The sequence below is a fragment of the Bartonella sp. B17 genome (assembly GCF_053795755.1).
The window spans coordinates 267470-290298 of the sequence record NZ_CP200032.1; the positions used below are offsets into that span (position 1 = coordinate 267470).

Here is a 22829-nt window from a genome sequence, read left to right on the forward strand (position 1 = left end):
CGTAGGCGATTTACTGCTAGGGCAATAGAAAGGTCTGAGAAGCTATGAAGGATACTCCAACAATCACACAGACGATTGTACTTGTTGATGATGACCGCAATATTTTAACATCTTTATCTTTTGCACTTGAGACAGAAGGCTATCGGGTTGAAAGCTACACAGATGGAGCATCTGCACTCAAAGGCTTAACGCTACATCCCCCACATTTAGCTATTTTTGATATTAAAATGCCTCGAATGGATGGTATGGAGCTTTTGCGCCGACTTCGTCAAAAATCAGATATTCCAGTTATTTTTCTTACCTCTAAGGATGATGAAATTGATGAGTTGTTTGGCCTTAAAATGGGTGCAGATGATTTTATTACAAAACCTTTCTCTCAACGCCTTCTCATTGAACGCGTAAAAGCTATTTTGCGTCGTTCAAGCGCTCGGAATCAACCGCTTGCAGCAGGAGCCTCGCCCGCATCCTCTCTTAAACGTGGAGATCTTGTTATGGATCAGGAACGCCACACCTGTACATGGAAAGATAAACCTGTTATCCTAACTGTGACAGAGTTTCTGATTCTTCAAACTTTAGCACAACGGCCAGGAGTTGTAAAAAGTCGTGATGCTTTGATGGATGCTGCCTATAGTGATCAAGTATATGTAGATGATCGCACCATCGATAGTCACATTAAGCGTTTGCGTAAAAAGTTTAAACAAGTGGATGATGATTTTGCAATGATTGAAACACTTTACGGTGTAGGTTATCGTTTCCACGAAGTCTAATGCTATTTTGTCGCAAAAATTTGAACGGCGATCAAATCGATGACAAAAAATACTCAACTGGAAACTTTGCCTCCAAAAACACAAAGCACTAACCCAACAACACAGTTTTCTATGTTTGTCCATTTATACTTTCGGGCACAGCGTCTATTCAGACAATTATTTTTTTCTAGTCTTACACGCCGCATTGTCATTTTAAATCTTGCAGCCCTTGGTATTTTGGTTACAAGCATTTTATATCTTAATCAATTTCGTAATGGATTGATTGAAGCAAAAATCGAAAGTTTACGTATCCAAGGAAAAATTATCGCTGGAGCCATTGCTGCTTCTGCAACGATAGATACAGATTCTATACTCGTTGACCCAAAAAAACTTTTAGAATTACAGGTTGGAGAAAGCATTACACCAACACTTCAATCAACCGACTCTTGGGATTTTCCTATTAACCCTGAACAAGTTGCTCCACTTTTTCGGCGCCTTATTACACCCCAAATAACCAGAGCACGTATTTATGATCGTGACGCTACTTTGCTTCTTGATTCGCGTGTTCTTTATTCCAGCGGTGAAGTTTTCAGCTATGATTTACCCCCTATCAAAACTGAACAAAACCTGTGGAAACGCTTCTATTCATGGTTTTTAAAACTACTCTATGGCAATGGCATTACCCTTGATAAAAAGAAAGCAAAAAACAATGATATTGCTTACCCAGAAGTTTACCAAGCATTAAATGGGTCTACCTCTACCTCCAAACGACGAAACAGACAGGGTCAATTAATAGTTTCTGTTGCCGTACCTGTTCAGCGCTATCGTGCGGTAGTGGGTGCTCTTCTTCTTTCAACCACAGGTTCAGACATTGATAACATTGTAAAGGGCGAAAGATTGGCTATCTTTAAGATCTTTGCAGTTGTCGGTAGCGTGTTTTTGGTGCTTTCCTTATTTTTAGCTCACACGATCGCTCATCCATTGAGCAAATTGTCAGCTTCTGCCAATCGTGTACGCCGTGGAAATAATAAACGCGTGCAAATTCCTGATTTTTCCACACGCGAAGATGAAATTGGTCACCTTTCAGCTTCTATTCGTGATATGACAAACGCCCTTTACACACGCATTGAAGCCATTGAACGCTTTGCTGCTGATGTAAGCCATGAATTAAAAAATCCACTCACCTCACTACGTAGCGCTGTTGAAACGCTACCGCTGGCTAAAAATGAAGAAGCTCAGACAAAATTGTTTGAAATTATTCAACATGATATATGCCGTCTTGACCGTCTAATTACCGATATTTCTGATGCATCGCGACTAGATGCAGAGTTTGCTCGAGAAACTGCTAAGATCGTTGATATGGAACAACTTTTAGAAAATCTTGTTCCTGCTGTTAATGAAATATACCGTAAGAAGCAAACTATTGATATCAATCTTAATATTATTCCACGCCCTCATGGAAAAGCCTATACCGTATTAGGACATGAACTTCGTTTAAGCCAAGTTATTTCCAACCTTATTGAAAATGCACGCTCCTTTATTCCTCATGATAATGGTCAAATTTCTATAACGATGAAAAGTAAAACTTCAAACCTCATCTTAACTATTGAAGATAATGGTCCTGGTATTCGTTCAGAAAATATTGAGCGTATTTTTGAACGTTTTTATACTGACCGTCCAAGCGAAGATGCATTTGGACAAAACTCAGGACTAGGTCTTTCTATTAGTCGACAAATTATCGAAGCGCATAATGGAACATTAACTGCCGAAAATATTATTGACCCTGCAATCGCAAATAGTAAAATCGGCGCACGATTTATTATTGTGCTTCCTCTCGCAAAATGAACCCTTTAAAAGCGCAAAGCATGACAACAAAAAATAAAATATTGCATGCAAATTGTCTCCAAATTGAAGGCAAGGGGCTACTCATTATAGGTCCATCAGGATCAGGAAAATCAACAATCACTCTTTCTTTGCTCGACCGCGCTGAATGGTCGAAACGCGAAGCAAAACTTATTAGTGATGATTACACAATGCTTTGTGTAAAAAATCAGAAACTCTACGGACACACTCCAGAAAATTTGCAAGGTGGCATTGAAATTCGTGGCGCTGGGCTTTACACGATAGAGTTTGAAAAACAAACAGTTATCGACTGCGTTATTCTTCTTGGTTCTGGATATGAACGATTCTCAACAAATCAAACTTTTAAATTTGCTAATTTACACATTCCTCTTTTAAAACTTTCTAGTCTTCAAGAGGCAGATTGTATAGTCATTTGTCAAGCCATCGAAGCATTTCTTTTTAGAAAAAAATGGCATAAATCTGTCTAATTCTTTTCAAAAAATATAAAATTATTATTTTTGCCTTTTTTTTGAAAATTTTCCTTGGCAGTACAGTAAAGCTTTGTACAATGATGATTCTGCTCATGCGGTTAGGGCTTTGGTAACAGGAGTTTTTATAAAATGATTGGACTCGTGCTTGTAACGCACGGTAGATTGGCTGTTGAATTTCTACATGCTGTGGAACATGTTGTTGGAACGCAAGAGAAATTTGCTACAATATGTGTCTACCCTGATGATGATTTGGACCAGCGCCGAAGTGATATTGTAGCCGCAGTTTCCTCCACAGATACAGATCAGGGCGTTATTATATTAACAGACGCATTCGGTGGAACACCATCAAATATGGCTATTCCTGTTATTAAAAAAGGACATGTTGAAATGATCGCAGGTGTTAATCTGCCTATGCTCATTAAACTGATTTCTATTCGCCAACGTCCTGATGTTTCACTATCAGAAGCTTTAAAAGTAGCACAAGAAGCAGGACGTAAATATATTAATATACCCAACATGATTTTAGCGGATAATTAAACACTAATGCTTTCTAAAAACACTTCCCAACATATGCTAAGTCGCCATCTTAACATCTGTAATAAACGTGGATTGCACGCGCGAGCTTCTGCAAAATTTGCACAAATTGTTAATAAATTTAACGCCATTGTTGAAGTTGAAAAGGATGGAAAAACCGTTATTGGCTCATCAATTATGGGACTTATGATGTTAGCAGCTTCACCTGGTTGTAACGTCACTATTCACGTTTCAGGACCGGAAGCAACAGATGCTCTCGATGCTCTTGAAAAGCTCATTAAAAATAAATTTGGAGAAGAAAGTTAAAATCTTCTGCTAAGAAATATTTCTATTATCTTTATAAGATAGAAAGCTTTTTTTATAATTATTTTGATTAATTTCTTTGTTTTTTTCTTAAATTATATAATAAGCACTCATGTTCCTTATGGATATGATGTTTTTATGTTATTGATATTGCAGTCATAAATAATTGTGATAGCGGTGTTTTGAAAATATTTTTCTCTATATTAGCTTCATTTCTAACAACAAACTCGATTGTTTGTTGATCATTTAACTATTGCCATCTTAATATTAATAATCCAAAAAAGAAAACATAAAGCTTTTAACAATTATGTTAAATATTTTTGAATCTATTTTTAGAAAATATAAAAACTATTTCATTATCAAAAATCTATTCCCTGCCTTTATTTTAATAAAATACATAGATCTTCTAACCACGTTATCTTTTGCCATAAAATTTTTGCAAATGAGGTTTCTTGTTTGCATCAAAACTACTTCATTTAAATCAACAAGACTTATAAATCTAACTTTGTAACTCAGAATAGGCTTCTTTTAGACATCTTTATCTATACCATTGCTTTTTTAGTAGTATAATCGGCTACGGATCAATCTGCTGTTTTGTTTGCGATAGCGTCTTTTAATCGTAAAATCGTAAAAAAGTATCATGATGTTACGTCTGTTTAGTGCTCTTCAAATTCCTCAACAAACAACACAATCCCTCATATCGTTGCAAAATGGCTTATCTCAAGCGCGGTGGATGAACCCGCAAAATTTTCACATCACTTTGTATTTTTTTGGTGAAGTTAAATGCTCCGTAGTAGACGAGATCATTTATGCCTTTAACACAATAAAACTTTCTCCTTTTAAACTACAAACTCTTAATCTTTTACACGAACAAATACAATGTATTCGAAAACATCTAAAATTACCTCCTGATAAAAGAAAATTCACTCCGCACATCACCATTGCACAATTTCTCGACGCTAAACCTGAAGATATTTCTTCATATGTGTCTTCTCGACGTGATTTTGTACTTCCTCCCTTTGAGATTGATCATTTTGTTTTATTCTCATCTCCCTCTCTCGATGATAATGTTCCTTATATTGAGAGAGGAAGCTGGACACTCCAAGCATAAAAGAGTGTTAAAAACACCTTAAAAACTTTCTCTGATGAAATATTCTAAAATGTGAAGTTGCACATAATGTTGCAACTTCGCGCAGAAATTATTGTTAATGGTATATTATTTATGCTGGATCAGACTCAATAGAAGCTTCTTTCGCTCCTCCTTTTGCCACGCCAACTATCGCTGGACGTAAGACACGCTCACCAATAATATAACCTGCCTGAACCACTTGCTGAACAGTGTTATCTGGAACATCAGCATTGGGAATTTCGAACATAGCTTGATGAAAGTGAGGATCAAACTTTTGCCCTTCTGGATGAATTTTCTTCACTCCATGACGCTCTAACGCTGCCATCATTGCACGCTCAGTCATTTCAACTCCCTCAGCTAAGGTTTTCAGACCAGCGTCATTTTCCCGCGCACCTTCAGGAATAGCCTCCAAGGCACGGTTAAGATTATCAGAAACAGATAGCATATCGCGTGCAAAATTCGCAATTGAATAAGCTTTCGCATCAGCTACATCACGCGTAGTACGACGCCGAAGATTTTCCATCTCTGCAGCAAGACGCAAAAGCTGATCTTTCAATTCCTTATTTTCATCCTGCAAAGCAGCTAAGGGATCAGAAAGCTCATTTTCTTCTCCTGCATCTGTACACGCTTTTTCTTCATGCATTTTCAAAAATTCATCAGCAGCTTGTTTGAGTTTATTGTGGTCAGCCGGATTTTTTAAATCGCAATTTTCAAATGAAGCGTTAGTAAATTTGTTTTTTTCATCAGACATAAAAATTCCATTCCTTCATAAGATTTATTATCCTCGATATTGAAATTTTATAGACAAAAATCAAGGGATATTTGTATTTACGTGTTCTAGCGTAACAACTGCGACACTAGTTGAGCCGTATAATCGACCATAGGCACGATTCTTGCATAATTGAGCCGTGTTGGTCCAATAACCCCCAAAGCACCAATGACCCTTTGTTGTGAATCACAGTAAGGCGCTACAACTAAAGAAGAGCCAGAAAGCGAAAATAATTTATTCTCTGAACCAATAAAGATACGAACTCCTGAACCTTCATCAGTTAAATCGAGTAATTGCGCCATACTTTCACGTGTCTCAAGATCATCAAACAGGTGTCGTAACCGCTCTAAATCTTCTTTTGCTTTTACATCTTCAAGCAAATTACTCCGCCCGCGAACAATAAGATGTATTTTATGATCAGAATCTTCTCCTCCCCAAAGAGCTAACCCAGTTTCAACAAGATGATGAGATAAATCATCAAGTGCAGCTCGTGTTTCTAAACATAAGCGGGCAATTTCTCCTTTAGCTTCCCGCAACGTACGACCTTGAATATGAGCATTAAGAAAATTGGTTGCCTCTGTTAATTGTGCATGGGTAACACCTTCTGGTAATTGAACAATACGGTTTTCAACTTCACCTCGTTGAGTTACTAAAACTGCAAGAGCGTGTTCTCCATCAAGACGCACAAATTCAATGTGCTTTAATGTTCCTTCATGTTTTGTCGATAAAACTAATCCTGCCCCACGTGAAAGATCTGAAAGAACTTGACTAGCTTGAATGAGAAAATGTTCAACTGACTTTGTATGCCCTGCTTCCTTAACTTGATTTTCAATGCTTTCGCGCTCCTCTGTTGGCAAATCACCCGCTTCCATAAATGTATCAACAAAAAATCGTAAACCTGATTGTGTCGGCATTCGCCCCGCAGATACATGAGGTGCATAAATCAATCCAAGATGCTCAAGATCACTCATCACGTTACGAATCGTTGCAGGTGATAATGTTTGTTGTAAAAGCCGAGAAAGATTTCGTGATCCAACAGGTTCACCATCATTAAGATAAGCTTCAACAATATGGCGAAAAATATCACGCGAACGTTGATCAAGATATTTTAATTCATCATCAATGGGTTTATACTTCATCACAATTGTTTCACTACTTTAAAAATACTTTCTTCTTATATAATTTTTGTTAAAGTCTGGTCAAATAGTCTAAAACAGTGCAAAATATATAGCATATTTATCACCTAAAATGCCATTATCAGAAAGAAAAGTACCTCCATGCATCTCTCCAATTATGATTTTCATCAAATTTAAGAGATCTTCTTTGAACTCAATAGCAGCAAACATGCAAAAAATCGTATTTCATGAAACCTGTTAATATCCATATCATATGGTCATGTTAGTTTTAAACACAGAAAATAACTACTTCCCCTTTAATTTTTGGAGAAATCTATATGAGAAGCATAACAATCAAAAAACTCGTTATTGCCACACATAACGATGATAAATTGCGTGAAATTACCACACTGATCGCTCCTTTTGGTTTAACAACACAATCAGCAAAGGAACTTGATTTACCTGAACCAGAAGAGACAGGAACAACATTTGAAGAAAATGCCTATATCAAAGCCTTTGCAGCTGCAAAAAATACAGGGCTTCCGGCTTTATCTGATGATTCCGGCATAGAAGTAGATGCATTAGGCGGAGCACCTGGTGTTTATACAGCTAATTGGGCTCTTCAACCAGACGGCACACGTAATTTTTCAAAAGCTATGCAAAAAATAGAAGAAAAACTCCAAAGAGCCAAAGCGCACGAAAAAAGTCAACGAAAATGCCGATTTATATCAGTCATCTGTATTGCATGGCCAGATGGCTATGCAGACTATTTTCGTGGCAGTGTTGAGGGTACATTCATTTGGCCTCCACGCGGAGATAAAGGTTTTGGCTTTGATCCAATTTTTTTACCTGATGAATATGAAAATACCTTTGGTGAAATGTCAACGGAACAAAAGCATGGTTGGAAACTCGATGATAAAACACCCCTTTCGCATCGCGCACGCGCTTTTAAACTTTTGGCAGAAAGTCTTTTGGCACTCTGATGAATAAATCCTTCGGAATTTACATTCATTGGCCCTTTTGTGCTGCAAAATGCCCCTATTGTGACTTTAACTCACATGTTCGCGTAAATGGAGTTGATCAACCACGTTTTGTAACCGCCTTTGAACGCGAAATGGAAACACAATATTGTAGAATAGGTCCACGTCATGTTACGAGTATTTTTATCGGTGGGGGAACTCCCTCTCTCATGACGCCTCAGACAGTTTATGCCTTGCTGCAAGCTATTGCAAAAAAATGGACGGTCGATGATAAAGTTGAAATCACACTAGAAGCCAACCCATCCAGTGTAGAAGCAGAGCGCTTTCGCGGATACCGCACGGCAGGTGTTAATCGCTTATCCTTAGGCGTACAAGCACTCAATGACAAAGCACTACGAAAACTTGGTCGCCTCCATGATGTAAAGCAAGCTCTTTACGCTATTTCTTTAGCAAGAGAAATTTTTCCACGCCTGTCTTTTGATTTAATTTATGCCCGTCCTGAGCAAACACTAGAACAATGGAAATATGAACTTTTTCAAGCTATTGATTTAGCCGCAGACCATCTTTCTCTTTATCAACTAACTATAGAGGAAGGAACCGCCTTTAAACGACTTCACGCCGCAGGAAAGCTTATCCTTCCTGCATCAGAGCTCGCAGCAGATTTGTATCATCTTACCCAAGAAATAACTGCTATGCATGGGCTTCCTGCTTATGAGATTTCAAATCATGCAATTCCTGGTGCTGAATCAGCTCATAATCTTCTTTATTGGCGTTATCATGAATATGCAGGTTTTGGTCCAGGAGCACATGGACGCTTTATTAAACGCCCAACAAGTTATTTCTCTACCTCTTCAAAAACACCTTCATCTCAAACTAAAATCTATGAGCGTTGTGTCACAATAAATGAAAAACATCCCGAACATTGGCTCGAATTAGTAGAAACAATAGGGCATGGCTGTATTGAAACAGAACAATTAACCCAAGAGCAACAGGCAAATGAAATGCTTATCATGGGCTTGCGTCTTTCAGAAGGTTTGGATCTTACGCGTTATGAAAACTTAAGCTCCAATGGTTTACCAATGGAAAAACTTCTCGATTTACAACAACAAGGTCTAGTAGAAATGGTAGGAAACCAGCGCTTAAAAGCCACAACCACAGGACGCGTCGTTCTTGACCATATTATTAACCAATTGGCAAATTGAAATTTCTATGGCTCCCTGCCATCATAACAAAAGTAATTTGTTTTTTATGCAAAAAAATCAACAATGAAACGCTCATAAACAGAAGTAAGGCTTTCCATTGCATCGAGAGTCACACACTCATCCACCATGTGCATAGTTTGTCCTGGTAAACCAAACTCAACAACTGGACAATAATCTTTAATAAACCGCGCATCTGAAGTACCCCCCGAAGTTGAGCATTCTGGTATATTTCCTGTCACGCTTTCAATTGCATTTGACAAAGTTTTAATAAGTTGATCATTTTTAGTCAGAAAAACACCGCCCAAACCTTGTATCCATTCAAGCTGATAACAAGGTAATTGATCACAATTGTTTTTAGGCTGTACAAAAGCAAGACGTTTTTCGATTTCCTTAATAAGCGTTTCTCTCGTCCACAAATCATTGTAGCGTATATTAAAACGAATTATTGTCTGCTCTGGAATAACATTCACTGCAGAATTATCTGCATCAATGGTTGTTAATTCCAAATTACTGGGTTGAAAATTCTTTGTTCCTTGATCCAAAGGATCCTGTATCAATGCTTGAATAAGCTTACCTGCTAAAGGCAATGGATTGGCTGCGCGCTCAGGAAAAGCAACGTGACCTTGACGACCTTTAATTGTAATAATGCCAGAAATTGAACCACGGCGTCCAATTTTGATAACATCACCAACAGTTTTTACGCTCGTTGGCTCTCCGACAAGAGCTGCAGTCCATTTTTCGCCTTTTTGCTCTGCCCATTTTAAAAGTTTTACTGTCCCGTTAATTGCAGGACCTTCTTCATCACCCGTGATCAAAAAGCTTACCATTCCTTTAATAGGCCGTTTTTCAAGAACCCGAGCCAGTGCCGCAACAAAACATGCGATCGCACCCTTCATATCAACAGCGCCTCGCCCATATAATTTTCCCTGATTGATTACACCTTCAAAAGGAGGATACGTCCAATTTTCCAGTCTACCTGGTGGCACGACATCCGTGTGTCCAGCAAACATAAGATGCGGACCATCTTTCCCCATTTTTGCATAAAGATTTTCAACATCTTCCGTATTTCCATCTGTAAAAATGGGACGTTCAACACTAAACCCTACTTTTCTTAAAAACTTCTCCAAAGTTGATAAAGCACCCGCTTCATGAGGCGTAACAGAAGGACAACGAATAAGCTCCTGTAATAACTGAATAGGATCTGTAAGGATAGGCATGAGCGCTCTTTCAATTTAGACTTAAGAATTACAGAAAATTATTAAGCTTAATTATAAAGAAGATAAAGCAAAAACATTTAAGATACTCAATAAACTAAGCAAAAAAGCCAACCATGCTGAAATTTTAATAGCTTTCTCATCGTAAAACGAAGCACTCAAATCATGGAATACACAACTCTATAAAATATTGTCTTTATTCAAAGACTTTTTCATATCTCTGACCAATGTGAATGAAAATTAATCGCGTGTAGCATATAACCATTTTTCTTCAACCAAACACGGCTAGTTTTACTTTTAGGACACAGTTCTTCACAAAGAGCCCAAAATTTTGGTCCATGATTCATTTCAATAAGGTGAGCTACCTCATGAGCAACAACATATGACACAACATCCTTTGGTGCCATAACAAGACGCCAAGAAAAAGAAAGACATCCATTTGCGGAACAAGACCCCCAACGACTCTTCGTATCTTTATAAGAAATTGATCGAATTTTACACTCTACTTTACGCGCATAATATATCACCATCGGTGTTATAACAAGTGCAGCCTGTTTTTTTAAAACATCAGCAATACGTCTTGGTAAGTGTTCTAATCGTCCGTAAACGATAATTTTTGGCTCTTTTCCCATACCGCCTGCAACAATTTCAGTCACTCCGCGTCCTGCTTTATGTTTTATGGTATGCGCAACACCTAATAAAGGAATTGTCGTACCATCTTTAAGATACGGATTTTCGCGAAAAGCTTGTATGTGAGTAAGACGCGCCTCAATCCAAGACCGATGTTTTTCAATAAATTCCTGAACTGAACAGAAGCTCACCAACGGTGGTATTGTTACACAAATCCCTCGGCCACCTGCATCAATGCGCAATGTGAAACGACGAGCACGCTTGTGCTCACGCACCCGCAGAGGCACAACCCGATCAGAAAAAACAAAGCGCTGTTCATGAACCATCATGCATTTATGTCTTTATCATCAATGAATTTGGCTCTTCTCATCCTGCATTAATCCGGTCAATCAACGATCTTAAGACCGTTTCAAGACAATCCAAATCTTGCGGACGTGAAAATCTATGATCAGCATCACGCACAAGTGTCAATGTTACATCATGTAAGGGCAAATGATTAAGCAAAGTCAATGTATGCTGATAAGGTATATCTTCATCTTGCATTCCTTGCAGAATATGAATTGGACATCCAACATCAATACATCCGTTCATAACACAATTGTCTCGTCCATCTTCAATTAGCGCTTTTGTAAATGGCATCGGCTCCGCATCACCAACAGTAGGTCGTTCAATATATCCTTTTTCTTCCAAAATTTTCCATTCTGCTGGACCCAGTGCTGATTCTACCAATGTTTGCGTAAAATCAGGAGCTGGTGCAATCAATACCATACCAGCAAGCACCTTACTTTTTTGTGCGAGCATTATAGCAAGCCTTAAAGCAATCCACCCTCCCATAGAAGAACCAATTAAAATTTGAGATCCTTCACAATAGGTTTCAAAAACCGCTAAACTTTCCTTAACCCAACGAGAAATCGTTCCTTGAAAAAAATTACCCCCAGATTCTCCATGGCCAGAGTAATCAAAACGTAAACAGGACAAATCATTCTTTCGAGCAAAACTATCAATCATCATCGCCTTGCTACCCAGCATATCGGATTGGTAACCAGAAAGCCAAACCAAACCAGGAGAACCATTACCTTTGCGATGACGTACTGCAAGAGCTGTATCCTCAAACGAAAAAAATTGGCACGGAATATTTTGGTTCATTCTTTTTCCTCCATTCGATAATGTGAACCACCTTATGCGCAACATTCCATAAAAAAAATCGTTGCAACTCTTTGAAAAAAACTTAGTGAAAAATTTGTACGCAAGTAAGAAACATTTCAATTCAAGATAGGTATTTTTCAACAAATCCTTAGAAAAAATAATTGCCAACAATAACAAAATTCTATTGTTAGCAATGCTATTACACAAATTCCTTAACTGCCTGCACAAATACATAACGCGAAACGATCGATGCATGCGCTTATGGCTTCACATACTATAATACAAGCCATACCACAAAAATATATATCTTTGTCATTTATATATCTTGTCATTAATGAATTTGCCCCTTCTTACTCTGCATTTTACTTTACATTAATCTGGTCAATTAATGACTTTAACGCTGTTTCAAGACAAACTAAATCCTGTGGACGCGAAAATGAATGATCTGCATCACGAATAAGTGTCAAAGTTACATCATGCGAAGGCAAATGATCAAGCAAAGCTAATGTATGCTTATAGGGAATCTGTTCATCTTCCATTCCGTGCAAAATATGGACTGGACATCCAACATCGATACACCCTTTCATAACATAATTATTTCGTCCATCTTGAATAAAGACTTTTGAAACAGGCTTCGGCTCTACAGAACCAATTGCACCAATTGCAGGCACTCCAATATATCCTTTTTCTTCCAAAACTTCCCATTCTAATGGACCCAATAATGGATCCACAACAGTTCGCGTAAAATCAGGAGCCGGCGCAACTAATATCATGCCAGCAAGCATATTCTTTTTCTGCGCTAACATCGTAACAAGTTTTAGAGCAATCCATCCTCCCATAGAATTTCCAATGAAAATTTGTGGACCTTCGCAATAGGTTTCAATAATTGCTAAACTCTCTTCAACCCAACGTGAAATCGTTCCCTGAAGAAAATCCCCTTCAGACTCTCCGTGACCAGAGTGATCAAAACGTAAACAAGACAAATTATTTTTTTTAGCAAAAGCATCAACCATAACTGCTTTGCTACTCAACATATTAGCTCCATAACCAGTAATCCAAATCAAGCCAGGAGAAGAATTACCTTTGCGATGACGCACTGCAAGAGCTGTATCCTTAAACGAAAAAAATTGACAAGGAATCTCTTGATCCATTACTTCCCTCCCTAAAATATTCTTCTCTTTGTTGTATAAAAAAATCTTCATTACTCAAACCAAACTTAAAAAATAATCAACAAAATTGAAAAAGTACGAATTTTAGTTGTTTTTTTATGAATAAATTCTAGTTGTTTTTCTGTACATAATTATATATTAAATTCGTTATAAGTGAATCAGAATTAGGGAGCATAAGCCATTCGCAGACCGTTTAAAATGACACCTACCCAAAAAGATGGGCCACGTTCAAATCAGGATATTCGAGTTCCTCGTGTTCAGCTTATTAATGATGAGGGACAGAATCAGGGTATCGTTACAACGCAAGAAGCGCTTGCTATGGCTGCGGAACTAGGGCTTGATTTGGTTGAAATTGTACCAAACGCAGAGCCGCCTGTATGTAAAATTATCGATTTGGGTAAATTGAAGTATCAAACCCAAAAGAAAGCTGCTGAAGCACGAAAAAAACAAAAAGTCATCGAAGTCAAAGAGATTAAGATGCGCCCAAATGTTGATGTCCATGATTATGAAGTCAAACTCAGAGCTATGCATCGCTTTATAGATAATGGTGATAAAGTGAAAGTTACTTTGCGTTTTCGTGGTCGTGAGATGGCACATCAGGATCTTGGATTAAAGCTTCTTCAGCGGGTTAAGGAAGATACAAGTAGCATTGCCAAAATCGAGTCTGAGCCAAAGCTGGAAGGTCGTCAAATGATGATGGTGATAGCGCCTAAATAATTTCTAAGAAAAACTCCGAAGCACACAAAAAATAAAAATTACTGGAGTCAAAGGGATTAGTTTTTGGTATGTGACTTATTTAAAGTGAGTGCGTGAGTGTAATTTTAAGAGCACCGCAAGTAAATGTTATATTGATTTTTAAAAGTGATGAATAGTGTGCGATAATCCCGTCTCCCTATAATAGAAATAATTCTTTATTAAAAAGACTAAATGTCTCTAAGTGAAAAGTGCTTCAATCTTGCATAAAACAACGATAAAATATAGAAGCGCTTTATGGGTAAAAAACAAATTTCTTCTTTTGATAAACATCTTATTCTTCGTCTTTTACGAGAAAATTTTCATAAACATGCGTATTGGTACAGTGCAGCCATTTTTTCAATGATAGTTATTTCTTGCACAACTGCAGCTAGCGCATGGATTATGCGTGATGTTGTCAATTATATTATTGATGCGCAAAATTTTAATATGATCGTTTTGGTTTCTAGTGTCATCGCTTTAATTTTTATTCTTAAAGGCATTGCAACTTTTGCCCAAACTTATTTTCTAAGCAAAGCAGGCAATAGTATTGTTGCTGAACAACAGCGCAAGATTTATGCACGTCTTATGCAACAAGGAGTCTCTTTTTATCAAAATAATACATCATCCGATCTTCTTGTTCGCGTGACTCACAATGCTACAGCTGCCCGTAATATCATTGATATTATTATCACCACTTTTGTACGTGATCTGCTCTCTCTTAGTGGTTTATTACTTGTCATGCTTATTCAAAATTTTATGTTAATTACTATTACCTTAACAGTAGGACCACTTGCTTTTTTAGGAGTTCGAATGGCCTTAAAACGCGTTCGCGGTCTCATGGAAAAAGAACTTCTGTCACTTGGTGAAATTATCAAAATTATGCAAGAAAGCACCATTGGTATTCGGGTTATAAAGGCTTTTTCACTAGAAGAATTAATGCAAACACGTATGAATAAAGCTATTCGTGATGTTGAAAAACAAGCAAACAGTATTGCAAAACTTGAAGCTATTACAAACCCCATTATGGAAACACTTACTGGTATCGCCATTGCGGGTATTATCTGCTTTTCCGGCTATCTTGCAAGCCAACGCGCAGGTGTGCAAGGTGAATTAATGTCTTTTATTGTAGCTTTACTTCTAGCTTATGAGCCCGCAAAAAGACTAGCAAATGTACGTGTAAAAATTGAATCTGGGTTAGTTAATATCCGTACGATGTATGAAATACTTGACCATCCCCTTACGGTGACAGAATATAAAAAAGCTAAAGATCTGAATAAAACACAAGGGCCAATTCGTTTCGAACATGTTTCTTTCGCGTATAATACAGATGATCAAATGGTGTTGAAAGACATCAACCTAGAAATAGAACCTGGAAAAATGACCGCATTGGTTGGATCATCAGGTTCAGGAAAATCAACTTTTATCAACCTGATTATGCGTCTTTATGATCCAACACAAGGACGTATCTTAATCAATGGTCAAGACATTCGCTACATCACATTTCGCTCTCTTCGAAATCTCATGTCCTATGTAGAACAAGATACTTTTCTCTTCCAAGGAACTGTCAAATATAATATCGGTCTTGGAAAAGAAGGAGCTAGCGACGAAGATATTATAAAAGCAGCAAAAATAGCTAATGCCCACAATTTTATTATGGATCTGCCAAATGGGTATGACACACAAATAGGTGATAATGGTAATAATCTTTCAGGGGGACAAAAACAGCGGCTAGCTATCGCTAGAGCAATGCTTCATGATAGTGAAATCTTGATTCTTGATGAAGCAACAAGCGCATTAGATTCACACACTGAGGCACAAATTAATGAAGCTCTTCACCACATCACCAAAGGGCGCACAACCATTATAATTGCCCATCGCCTTTCAACAATTTCTCACGCTCACAAAATCATCGTAATGCAAAATGGACAGCTGGTTGAACAAGGCACTCCAAAAGAATTATTAGCAAGAAAAAACGGCTTTTACAAAAGACTTCATAATATACAATTTAAAAAGCAATAATTTTAAGTAAGTTTTATCTTACAAGTTTTACTTCTTAATAGTATCTTTCATAAAATAAGCCGACACTAGAATTCTTTTCATTCCCTATAGCACCTTTAGCTTTGAGATTACGTGAAATGTCTAAATTAATTGTTCCTTTCGTCGTTCCATCCGATTCTGCTTCAAAGCCTAAATAAATGTTATTGTGTACATAGCGTCCAATTCGTAAACCTGTATTGCCCTTTTCATCAACAGTAACATCAAGATCATCAAGTCCTATTTTAGCTCGTAGGGTGTTCAACAAAGATGTGTTAGAAGCGCCCGCAAGATCAGCCGCTGCAGTCGCAAGCTGAGCAATCTGAAAGGGAGATAATTCGCTAAGAGAGCGATTAAAAATCAAACGCGCTAAAACTTCATCCTGTGGTAAATTAGGCTGTGAGGAAAAATTAACATCAAGATTATCAATCGTTCCACTTACAGTTACTGTAACATGAATATCACCACTGTTGTGATTGGTTACAAAATGAATCGTAGGATTAAGATTACCGCTAAAGCTTGCTTGTCCTTGATCAAAATTGAGACGCTTTGAAAGGATATCAAATCGTCCACGAATCATCTGAAATTCACCAACTGGATGCACATCAGACAATGGCCCCGTCAAATTAATGCGTCCTCCCAATTCAGTATCTAAACCTCGACCACGAACAAAAAACTGATTTTGCGCAGTAATACGCATGTTTAATCGTATAATAGATGAAGATTTTTGAGAAACATCATGGCTTTTGCTGTAGCTTTTAATATCAGCACGTTCGAGCGTTTTTTTAATTGGCTTGGTCAAATTCTTATTTTGAATATCAAGAAATTTTGCATTTCGAAAATAATCTGGCACAATAATTTCAGCTTTTTCAACTTTAATATCACCCCCAATAACAAGTTCACCAAGAAAATAACCCGCCATTGTAACTTTGCCTGACAAAGTTGCAAGAATCATAGAACCATCATTATAATTGGCTTGATTGAGATTAATAATCAGATCTGTTTGCAGATTATTAGAGATACGACCTGAAGCGGAAAGAGATCCCCCATTAGACGAAAGAGCAGAAGCTTTCTCTATCAAAATGTGATCGCCATTTAACTTGCCTTCAAGCGTTATATCATTCAATCTTAAATTTGTTTGTGAATCAAAAAAGCTACCATCAGCTACAGAAAAATGTCCCATTAGCTTTGGCTGAGATAATGTACCATTTAAAGTCGTATCAATTGTTGCTGTACCCGTTGCATATGCACCACGCTTAGCCAATAATAAGTCAATAACAGAAAGAGGCATTGTCCCTTTAATATTCAATTGACTTTCTGAATTATTTAGAGAAATAGGCCCTTTTATAAAGATATCTAACTCTTTTTTTCCAGTTGCTGCCAAGCTCTCTATATGCAATATTGATTTTTTGTAAGAACCACGGGCATTCATATTTATTGGCATGGATCCTTTGTGTGTTATAATAGTCATGCTTTGACTAGAAAGATCAAAATGAGCAGAGGGATCCTTCACTGTTCCAGCAATATCGACCTTGCCCATAATCATTCCTTCAAACGCTTGTTCTCCAATAAATCCATCAGCCAAACGTGCAGATAAATTTTTCAAGTTAACGTGTAGATCAAGCTGGTTTTTATCTAAAAACACATTACCTTGTGCCTGTGCTTGTATTCCTTCCCCTTTTAAATCTGCATTTAAAGTAAGGATTTTATCGGCTGTTTTCCCTGTAGCAGAAAGTGCAAAAGGCATTATTTTTTTATCTTGAAGAGCAACAGTTGTCAGGCTTTCACCTTTTATATCATAGATCACATCAGGTTTTTTAAAATCACCACGAATCTTAATCTGCCCTGTTAAAGTACCAGAAGCTCCAAGATTGGGTTTCCAAAGATTAGCCAAAGCAACAGGAAAAGCATTCATTGTAAGGTGAAAATTGAGAGTATCGTAAAAATTACCTGCAAGAAAAACCTTACCTCCATTAACAGAAAGTCCTAATTCGCTTATCACCACCCCATCTTTATCAAAAACAATTGTAGCCTGTTTAGGTAATACCGCACGAAGATTAGATTGTTTTATATCTATGGTCTCAATCTGAACTTCTCGCTTTATACCTTCTGGAAGCCCCATTGTAATTACATGGCCAGAAAGCTGCGCATTTGTATTATTATACAACATCGCTTGAACAGTAAAAGTCGTTTGATCATTATCAAAATTAGCGCGAGCATTAAAACGATTGATCATCATAAAAGGTGTTTGAACATGTTCTGCATTGATAAAACCTTCAAATTGCGTCATGCTAAAAAGGTCAAATATGTCAGCTTCTACTGTCAACTTTTTAATTTTATTATTTGCAAAACTTAAGCGATCAACATGAGCTTTCAGATTGGCTCTTTGTTTGCCATTTTGTTCATCAAAAATAAAATCCCCTTTTAACTGTCCACTGCCTTTCTGCAAAAATAATGCAGCAAGCACTGAAATATCATCAGCATCAATATGCAAAGCTCCTTTCACAAAACCTTTAAGTGGTTGAGAAAGACTACCGATTATTTGCGCATTTCCTGCTCTAATATTGATATCCTGAAGATTTCGAATTTGCTTAGAACTCTTAAAAGAAGCAAACAAATGCAATGGTTGCTTAGCAAAAGTTCCTTCACCTTCTACAGATCCTGTTAAATAAGGAGTAATCGGTGATGTATTATCCATAAGTGCATTAATAGAAAATGCTGCATTTTGGAGTTTTTTTCCAACAAAAAATGCTTCAACAATATGGGCACGTGTATCGAACTTTATAAGATTATTGCGTCCTCTTACGGTACTTTTAATTGTAAGCGCACCGCTCATCCTCGGATCCAGCAGAATAAGATCGGGTATTTGAGCAACCAAATCCATCTTAGCGTTCTCACTTAAAAAATGTCCATCAGCATTTATGTTTACATATTGGCTTTTCAAACCAAAACGATGCAAAACTAAACCTGTCCTGCTCCAAGTAGCTCCACCTGAAAGAGTAAGGTTTCCTTTGAATAATCGATCAAAAGGCTCCATACCTATTTTCATGTCGTTAGCCATACCTGATAATTCAAGATCAAAAACGCCGCTTAATAAACCTATAGTTCCCTTGGCTTTAATGTCTGCACCACCAGAAAATGTTTGTTTACTCAAAAAGCCTAAAGGAGCTAGAGTTTGTGCTTTTAAACCAAAATCACCTTTAAAAACTAAACGATTCATTTTTCCTTTTGACCAAGCATAAAAACCTTGAGATGTAACGCTAAAATCATGAATGAGAACTGGTTTTCTCGAAATAATGTCCGTGTCTAGATGCACATGGATGGTTTGACTTACATCTTCTTTCAACGATCCCTTAGCCTTTGTAACCCCCTGAAGCTTCCCGTTAACCTGAATACCAACATGACGAGAGACTATATTATCAAGATTTTCGCTCACTCCCCCCATATCAAAAACCGCATCATGAATATGGACATTTTTATTGCTCAAGTTATGTATAATGAGCTGTCCCTTCCAAGATTTCTGCCCTTCACGACCATAATCAATTGTCAAAGCAAGATTACCCGCGCGCGTTGACGCTTCTAATACAGATGAACGATCAGATTCACTTTCCTTATCAAGAGCTATTTTTCCATCAACAAAAAACCGCCGTAAAAATTTATCTGCTGTTATTTCAGCATTGGCTACAAGATTTATAGCTTGCCCCTGAATAGTCATATGATCAAGGTGCATTACACCTTCTTTTGTCACCCTTGCTCCTGCTTCCAATATTACATCATTTTCAAAGAGACTACGATATTGAGAAGGCATCAAAGAGCCAAGCTTGCCCACAAGCTTGGTAGAAAAACTATGTCCTTCTGAAACACTAGAAAAAAGAATATTACCATTTAAAATAGTCTGATGATCAGCTTCCAAAAAAAGTGTGACAATCAAATCATCAAAATTGCCATCACCTTTAATGGTAAGGTTTAATTCAGGACATTTTTCAATGTTAAGAATATTAGCCACAATGCCATTTTGCGGTTCATAAGTAGAAATATCAATTTTGGCTGTGCGATTTTTCTTGGATACCTTTGTTAAAACAGAAAAAGAACCCTGTCCATCTAAACGATGGGCTGCTATATCGACATCAAAATCACCATTGGCCAAAATTAAATGTCCTTTTAAGGATAGATCAGCAGAAAAACCCCAAAAATCCTGTTCAAAAGCCACATGCTGCGCCGTAAGCGCATTAATAGAAACGGCAATAGGCAATTTTGGTAAAGAAAATTCCTTTGATTCAAGAAAAGATGAGCCACTACCTTGCGATTTACGTAAAAATGTAATCTGTTCCACAGAAAGCTGATTAATCTCCATACGTCCTCTTAGCAACGCTAGGCGATTCCAATCTATTTTAGCATTGGTCATCTTAAGCCAAACACCTTTTTTATCACTAATAGTGATGGCATCAATTGATATTTGAGATGACAGCATTCCGTGTACACTATGCAAACGAATTTGACGGTTTGGTGCTGAAAGTTTGCGTTCAATAAAGGAAACAAGCCATGAACTATTATCTTTTGTCACTTCACTGGACGATAAACTACTCTCCTGCGCAAAAACAAAAACGCTCATAAAAAGAAAAAAAAGCCCAAATAAGAAAGCCCATAAACGTACTATTTTTTTCATCAAAATGCTTGCCCTATACCCACATAAAAACCAATGCGAGGATCACCTTTTTCTCGACTTAAGGGAAAAGCTAAATCAACACGTAAAGGGCCAATACCTGTCATATAGCGGCCTCCAATACCAGCTCCCCATTTAATTTTTTGAGAAAAATTAAAAGACGATTTTTCTCCTACGACACCCCCATCAATAAAACTGACAAATCCTATCTTATCATTTAAAGAAAAACGTAATTCTGCTGAACCTTCAACAAGCGTACGTCCACCAACAACAGCATTATTTTCCGTTTTAATACCAATATTGCGATAAGCATAACCGCGAACAGACCCACCACCCCCCGCAAAAAAGAGCGTATCTGAAGGTACGTGTTCTTGATCACTTCCAATAATTGTACCAAGCTTTGCCCGCGCAGCAACAATGAAACGATCTTGTTCACCTAGCGCCCAATAAGAGCGACCTTCCACGGTCATTTTCGACACAAGATTTTTAAAGCACATTTCATAAAAAGGTTCAAAAGTCACTTCACTATACAAACCTTTTTTTGCATCGAATTTATTATCACGACTATCGTAAACCAAACCGCTAGGGAATCCAATTGTTGTAAAACTACGATCTCCAAAATAGAAATCACGTGAATAACCCTTAGAAATCTCTACAGCAACCTGTCCCGAGAGATCATCATTGAAGATATGTGTAATACCTAACTTTCCTTTTGCAGCTTGCGTCATATAATTGTCTAAGATATCCCGTTGTACTTTCAGTTCTGCCATAAAATCCGTATCAGGAGTGAATGTACCTGGTCTTATAAATGTGCTTGCGAAAAGATAATCAAAATTTTTAGGATCGTACGACTGCTCTTTATTGCTGCCAATGCCGCTTATTTTAGTCTCGATTTTAAGGCGTTCTGCATGACCAAAAAGATTATTATGCACCCAATAAGCTTCAAAACCCGCACCATCTAATGTTGAATAGCTACCACCAGCGCCAAAACGCCGTGGTTTACGTTCTTCTAAGACGAGTGTCAGCGGTAGAGTTCCATCAGAGTTAATTGTATTAGCTTCACGCAAATTTACAGAACGAAAAACACCAAGTCGTGCAAGTCGTTCATTCGCCTTGATTAACGCATCAGAATCATATTTCTGACCAGGTTTTAGTTTTGTCATCCATGCAATATAGTCTGAATCTACGCGTGGCTTTTTACTTACATTACGCACACTTATAGGACCATAATAAGCTTCTCGTCCAGGATCGACCGCAATCCGCGCATCAATGAGACGTGCAGCATGATCAGCAACAACCTCATGATTAATAACTTTAGCTTTAGCATAACCTTGTTGACGCCACCCTTTAATTGCCCACATTTCTGCTTTAAGAACAGTATCAGACTTAGCCACATCCCCAACCTTATAACCCAAATCTTCGATTGAAGGCATTCTATTGGTTTTATATTTCGCAAACGGAGCGACTTTATTAATACTTGCGACACTGAAAACATATTGTGGACCAGCATCAATTGTAATAACAATATTAGATCGTGCAGGGAGTGGCGTTACAGGACTCAAATCAGCAACTTCTAGACCATTAACCTTAATATTAATAACACCGCCGTAGCGTCCATCAGCATAGAGAGCAGAAAGAATTGCACGATAATCTGAACGTGCTTTAGCTAATAAGCCAGAAGAGCTGGATAACGCTTTGTTTTGATCAGCAACAAGAGAAGATACATCCTTAACTATTTTAATGCCTTCTGCTGGCGCACCTACTGGTGCAACAACCTCAATTTTATAAAACTTCTTTTTACTACTCTCACTAACATTAAAAGAAGAATTTGTCTTTTTTTGACTAAAAAGCTCAAGTGCCACAAGCGGCTGCGAAAAAGCAAAAACACAACATAAACTTATAAATACGCTACGCATAATCCCTGATTTTAACAAAATTGTTACCTGATATATCATCAAATCAGATGCCTTTAGTACACTTTACATCACTTTTTACAAACGATACCGAAAAAGGAAAGTAAATATACCTACTCCGGATATTCTACATGATCATATATCACTTTTTACTAAAATGTATAATACCATCCCCCCCTTTGTATTCACAGAAATCCTCATTATTACTATGTAA

Annotated in this window: 18 protein-coding genes; 10 read left to right on the forward strand and 8 right to left on the reverse strand. The window is 37.5% G+C overall.

The features are described 5' to 3' along the window. Positions 1–44 precede the first annotated feature (44 nt). The 6 genes from V4B18_RS01250 to V4B18_RS01275 all read left to right on the forward strand — a co-directional run bounded on the left by V4B18_RS01250 (position 45) and on the right by V4B18_RS01275 (position 5027). Positions 45–767, forward strand: coding sequence for a response regulator transcription factor (locus tag V4B18_RS01250; RefSeq protein ID WP_455476046.1), 723 nt, complete (start codon positions 45–47; stop codon positions 765–767). 39 nt (positions 768–806) lie between these two features. After that, on the forward strand, positions 807–2591 hold the full coding sequence (locus tag V4B18_RS01255; protein ID WP_455476047.1) for a stimulus-sensing domain-containing protein: 1785 nt from the start codon (positions 807–809) through the stop codon (positions 2589–2591). A gap of 20 nt (positions 2592–2611) precedes the next feature. Further along, positions 2612–3076, forward strand: a complete 465-nt coding sequence (locus tag V4B18_RS01260; RefSeq protein WP_455476048.1) for an HPr kinase/phosphatase C-terminal domain-containing protein — start codon at positions 2612–2614, stop codon at positions 3074–3076. Positions 3077–3208: 132 nt separating this feature from the next. Continuing rightward, complete coding sequence (locus tag V4B18_RS01265; RefSeq protein WP_455476049.1) at positions 3209–3616, forward strand: PTS sugar transporter subunit IIA; 408 nt, start codon at positions 3209–3211, stop codon at positions 3614–3616. 6 nt (positions 3617–3622) lie between these two features. Next, positions 3623–3919, forward strand: a complete 297-nt coding sequence (locus V4B18_RS01270) for an HPr family phosphocarrier protein (RefSeq protein ID WP_455476050.1) — start codon at positions 3623–3625, stop codon at positions 3917–3919. Between the two features lie 640 nt (positions 3920–4559). After that, positions 4560–5027: a 2'-5' RNA ligase family protein gene (locus V4B18_RS01275; protein ID WP_455476498.1), complete on the forward strand. Its 468-nt coding sequence runs from the start codon at positions 4560–4562 to the stop codon at positions 5025–5027. Between the two features lie 109 nt (positions 5028–5136). Here the strand turns inward: V4B18_RS01275 and grpE are convergent, their stop codons facing one another. Together grpE and hrcA are read right to left on the reverse strand one after the other, a co-directional pair. Beyond that, the gene (gene grpE, locus V4B18_RS01280; protein ID WP_455476051.1) at positions 5137–5796 is read right to left on the reverse strand and encodes a nucleotide exchange factor GrpE; all 660 of its coding nucleotides are present in this window, start codon (positions 5794–5796) and stop codon (positions 5137–5139) included. Between the two features lie 86 nt (positions 5797–5882). Further along, positions 5883–6953 carry a heat-inducible transcriptional repressor HrcA gene (gene hrcA, locus V4B18_RS01285; RefSeq protein WP_455476052.1) on the reverse strand — a complete coding sequence of 357 codons (1071 nt, stop codon included), beginning with the start codon at positions 6951–6953 and terminating at the stop codon, positions 5883–5885. Positions 6954–7267: 314 nt separating this feature from the next. Here hrcA and rdgB point away from each other — a divergent pair, with 314 nt between their 5' ends. Next, positions 7268–7912 carry an RdgB/HAM1 family non-canonical purine NTP pyrophosphatase gene (gene rdgB, locus V4B18_RS01290; RefSeq protein WP_455476053.1) on the forward strand — a complete coding sequence of 215 codons (645 nt, stop codon included), beginning with the start codon at positions 7268–7270 and terminating at the stop codon, positions 7910–7912. Then, on the forward strand, positions 7912–9111 hold the full coding sequence (hemW, locus tag V4B18_RS01295; protein WP_455476054.1) for a radical SAM family heme chaperone HemW: 1200 nt from the start codon (positions 7912–7914) through the stop codon (positions 9109–9111). The genes rdgB and hemW overlap by 1 nt, the downstream gene beginning before the upstream one ends. A 44-nt stretch (positions 9112–9155) precedes the next feature. Here the strand turns inward: hemW and dapE are convergent, their stop codons facing one another. From dapE to V4B18_RS01315, 4 genes are all read right to left on the reverse strand, one after another. Continuing rightward, entirely contained in the window at positions 9156–10328 is a 1173-nt protein-coding gene (gene dapE / locus V4B18_RS01300) for a succinyl-diaminopimelate desuccinylase (RefSeq protein WP_455476055.1), read from the reverse strand. Positions 10329–10537: 209 nt separating this feature from the next. Further along, complete coding sequence (locus V4B18_RS01305) at positions 10538–11284, reverse strand: M48 family metallopeptidase (RefSeq protein WP_455476056.1); 747 nt, start codon at positions 11282–11284, stop codon at positions 10538–10540. A 37-nt stretch (positions 11285–11321) separates the two neighbouring features. After that, positions 11322–12101 (reverse strand): alpha/beta hydrolase, encoded by a 780-nt coding sequence (locus V4B18_RS01310; RefSeq protein ID WP_455476057.1) that lies wholly within the window; start codon positions 12099–12101, stop codon positions 11322–11324. A 362-nt stretch (positions 12102–12463) separates the two neighbouring features. Further along, entirely contained in the window at positions 12464–13252 is a 789-nt protein-coding gene (locus V4B18_RS01315; protein WP_455476058.1) for an alpha/beta hydrolase, read from the reverse strand. 216 nt (positions 13253–13468) lie between these two features. On the opposite strand from V4B18_RS01315, the gene infC reads away from it, so the two are divergent. Then, entirely contained in the window at positions 13469–13987 is a 519-nt protein-coding gene (gene infC, locus V4B18_RS01320) for a translation initiation factor IF-3 (protein WP_455476059.1), read from the forward strand. 273 nt (positions 13988–14260) lie between these two features. Beyond that, positions 14261–16024: an ABC transporter ATP-binding protein gene (locus tag V4B18_RS01325; RefSeq protein ID WP_455476060.1), complete on the forward strand. Its 1764-nt coding sequence runs from the start codon at positions 14261–14263 to the stop codon at positions 16022–16024. Positions 16025–16058: 34 nt separating this feature from the next. Here the strand turns inward: V4B18_RS01325 and V4B18_RS01330 are convergent, their stop codons facing one another. Then, positions 16059–20705 (reverse strand): translocation/assembly module TamB domain-containing protein, encoded by a 4647-nt coding sequence (locus tag V4B18_RS01330; RefSeq protein WP_455476061.1) that lies wholly within the window; start codon positions 20703–20705, stop codon positions 16059–16061. Then, positions 20705–22657 (reverse strand): autotransporter assembly complex protein TamA, encoded by a 1953-nt coding sequence (locus V4B18_RS01335; RefSeq protein WP_455476062.1) that lies wholly within the window; start codon positions 22655–22657, stop codon positions 20705–20707. The genes V4B18_RS01330 and V4B18_RS01335 overlap by 1 nt, the downstream gene beginning before the upstream one ends. Between the last annotated feature and the right edge of the window lie 172 nt (positions 22658–22829).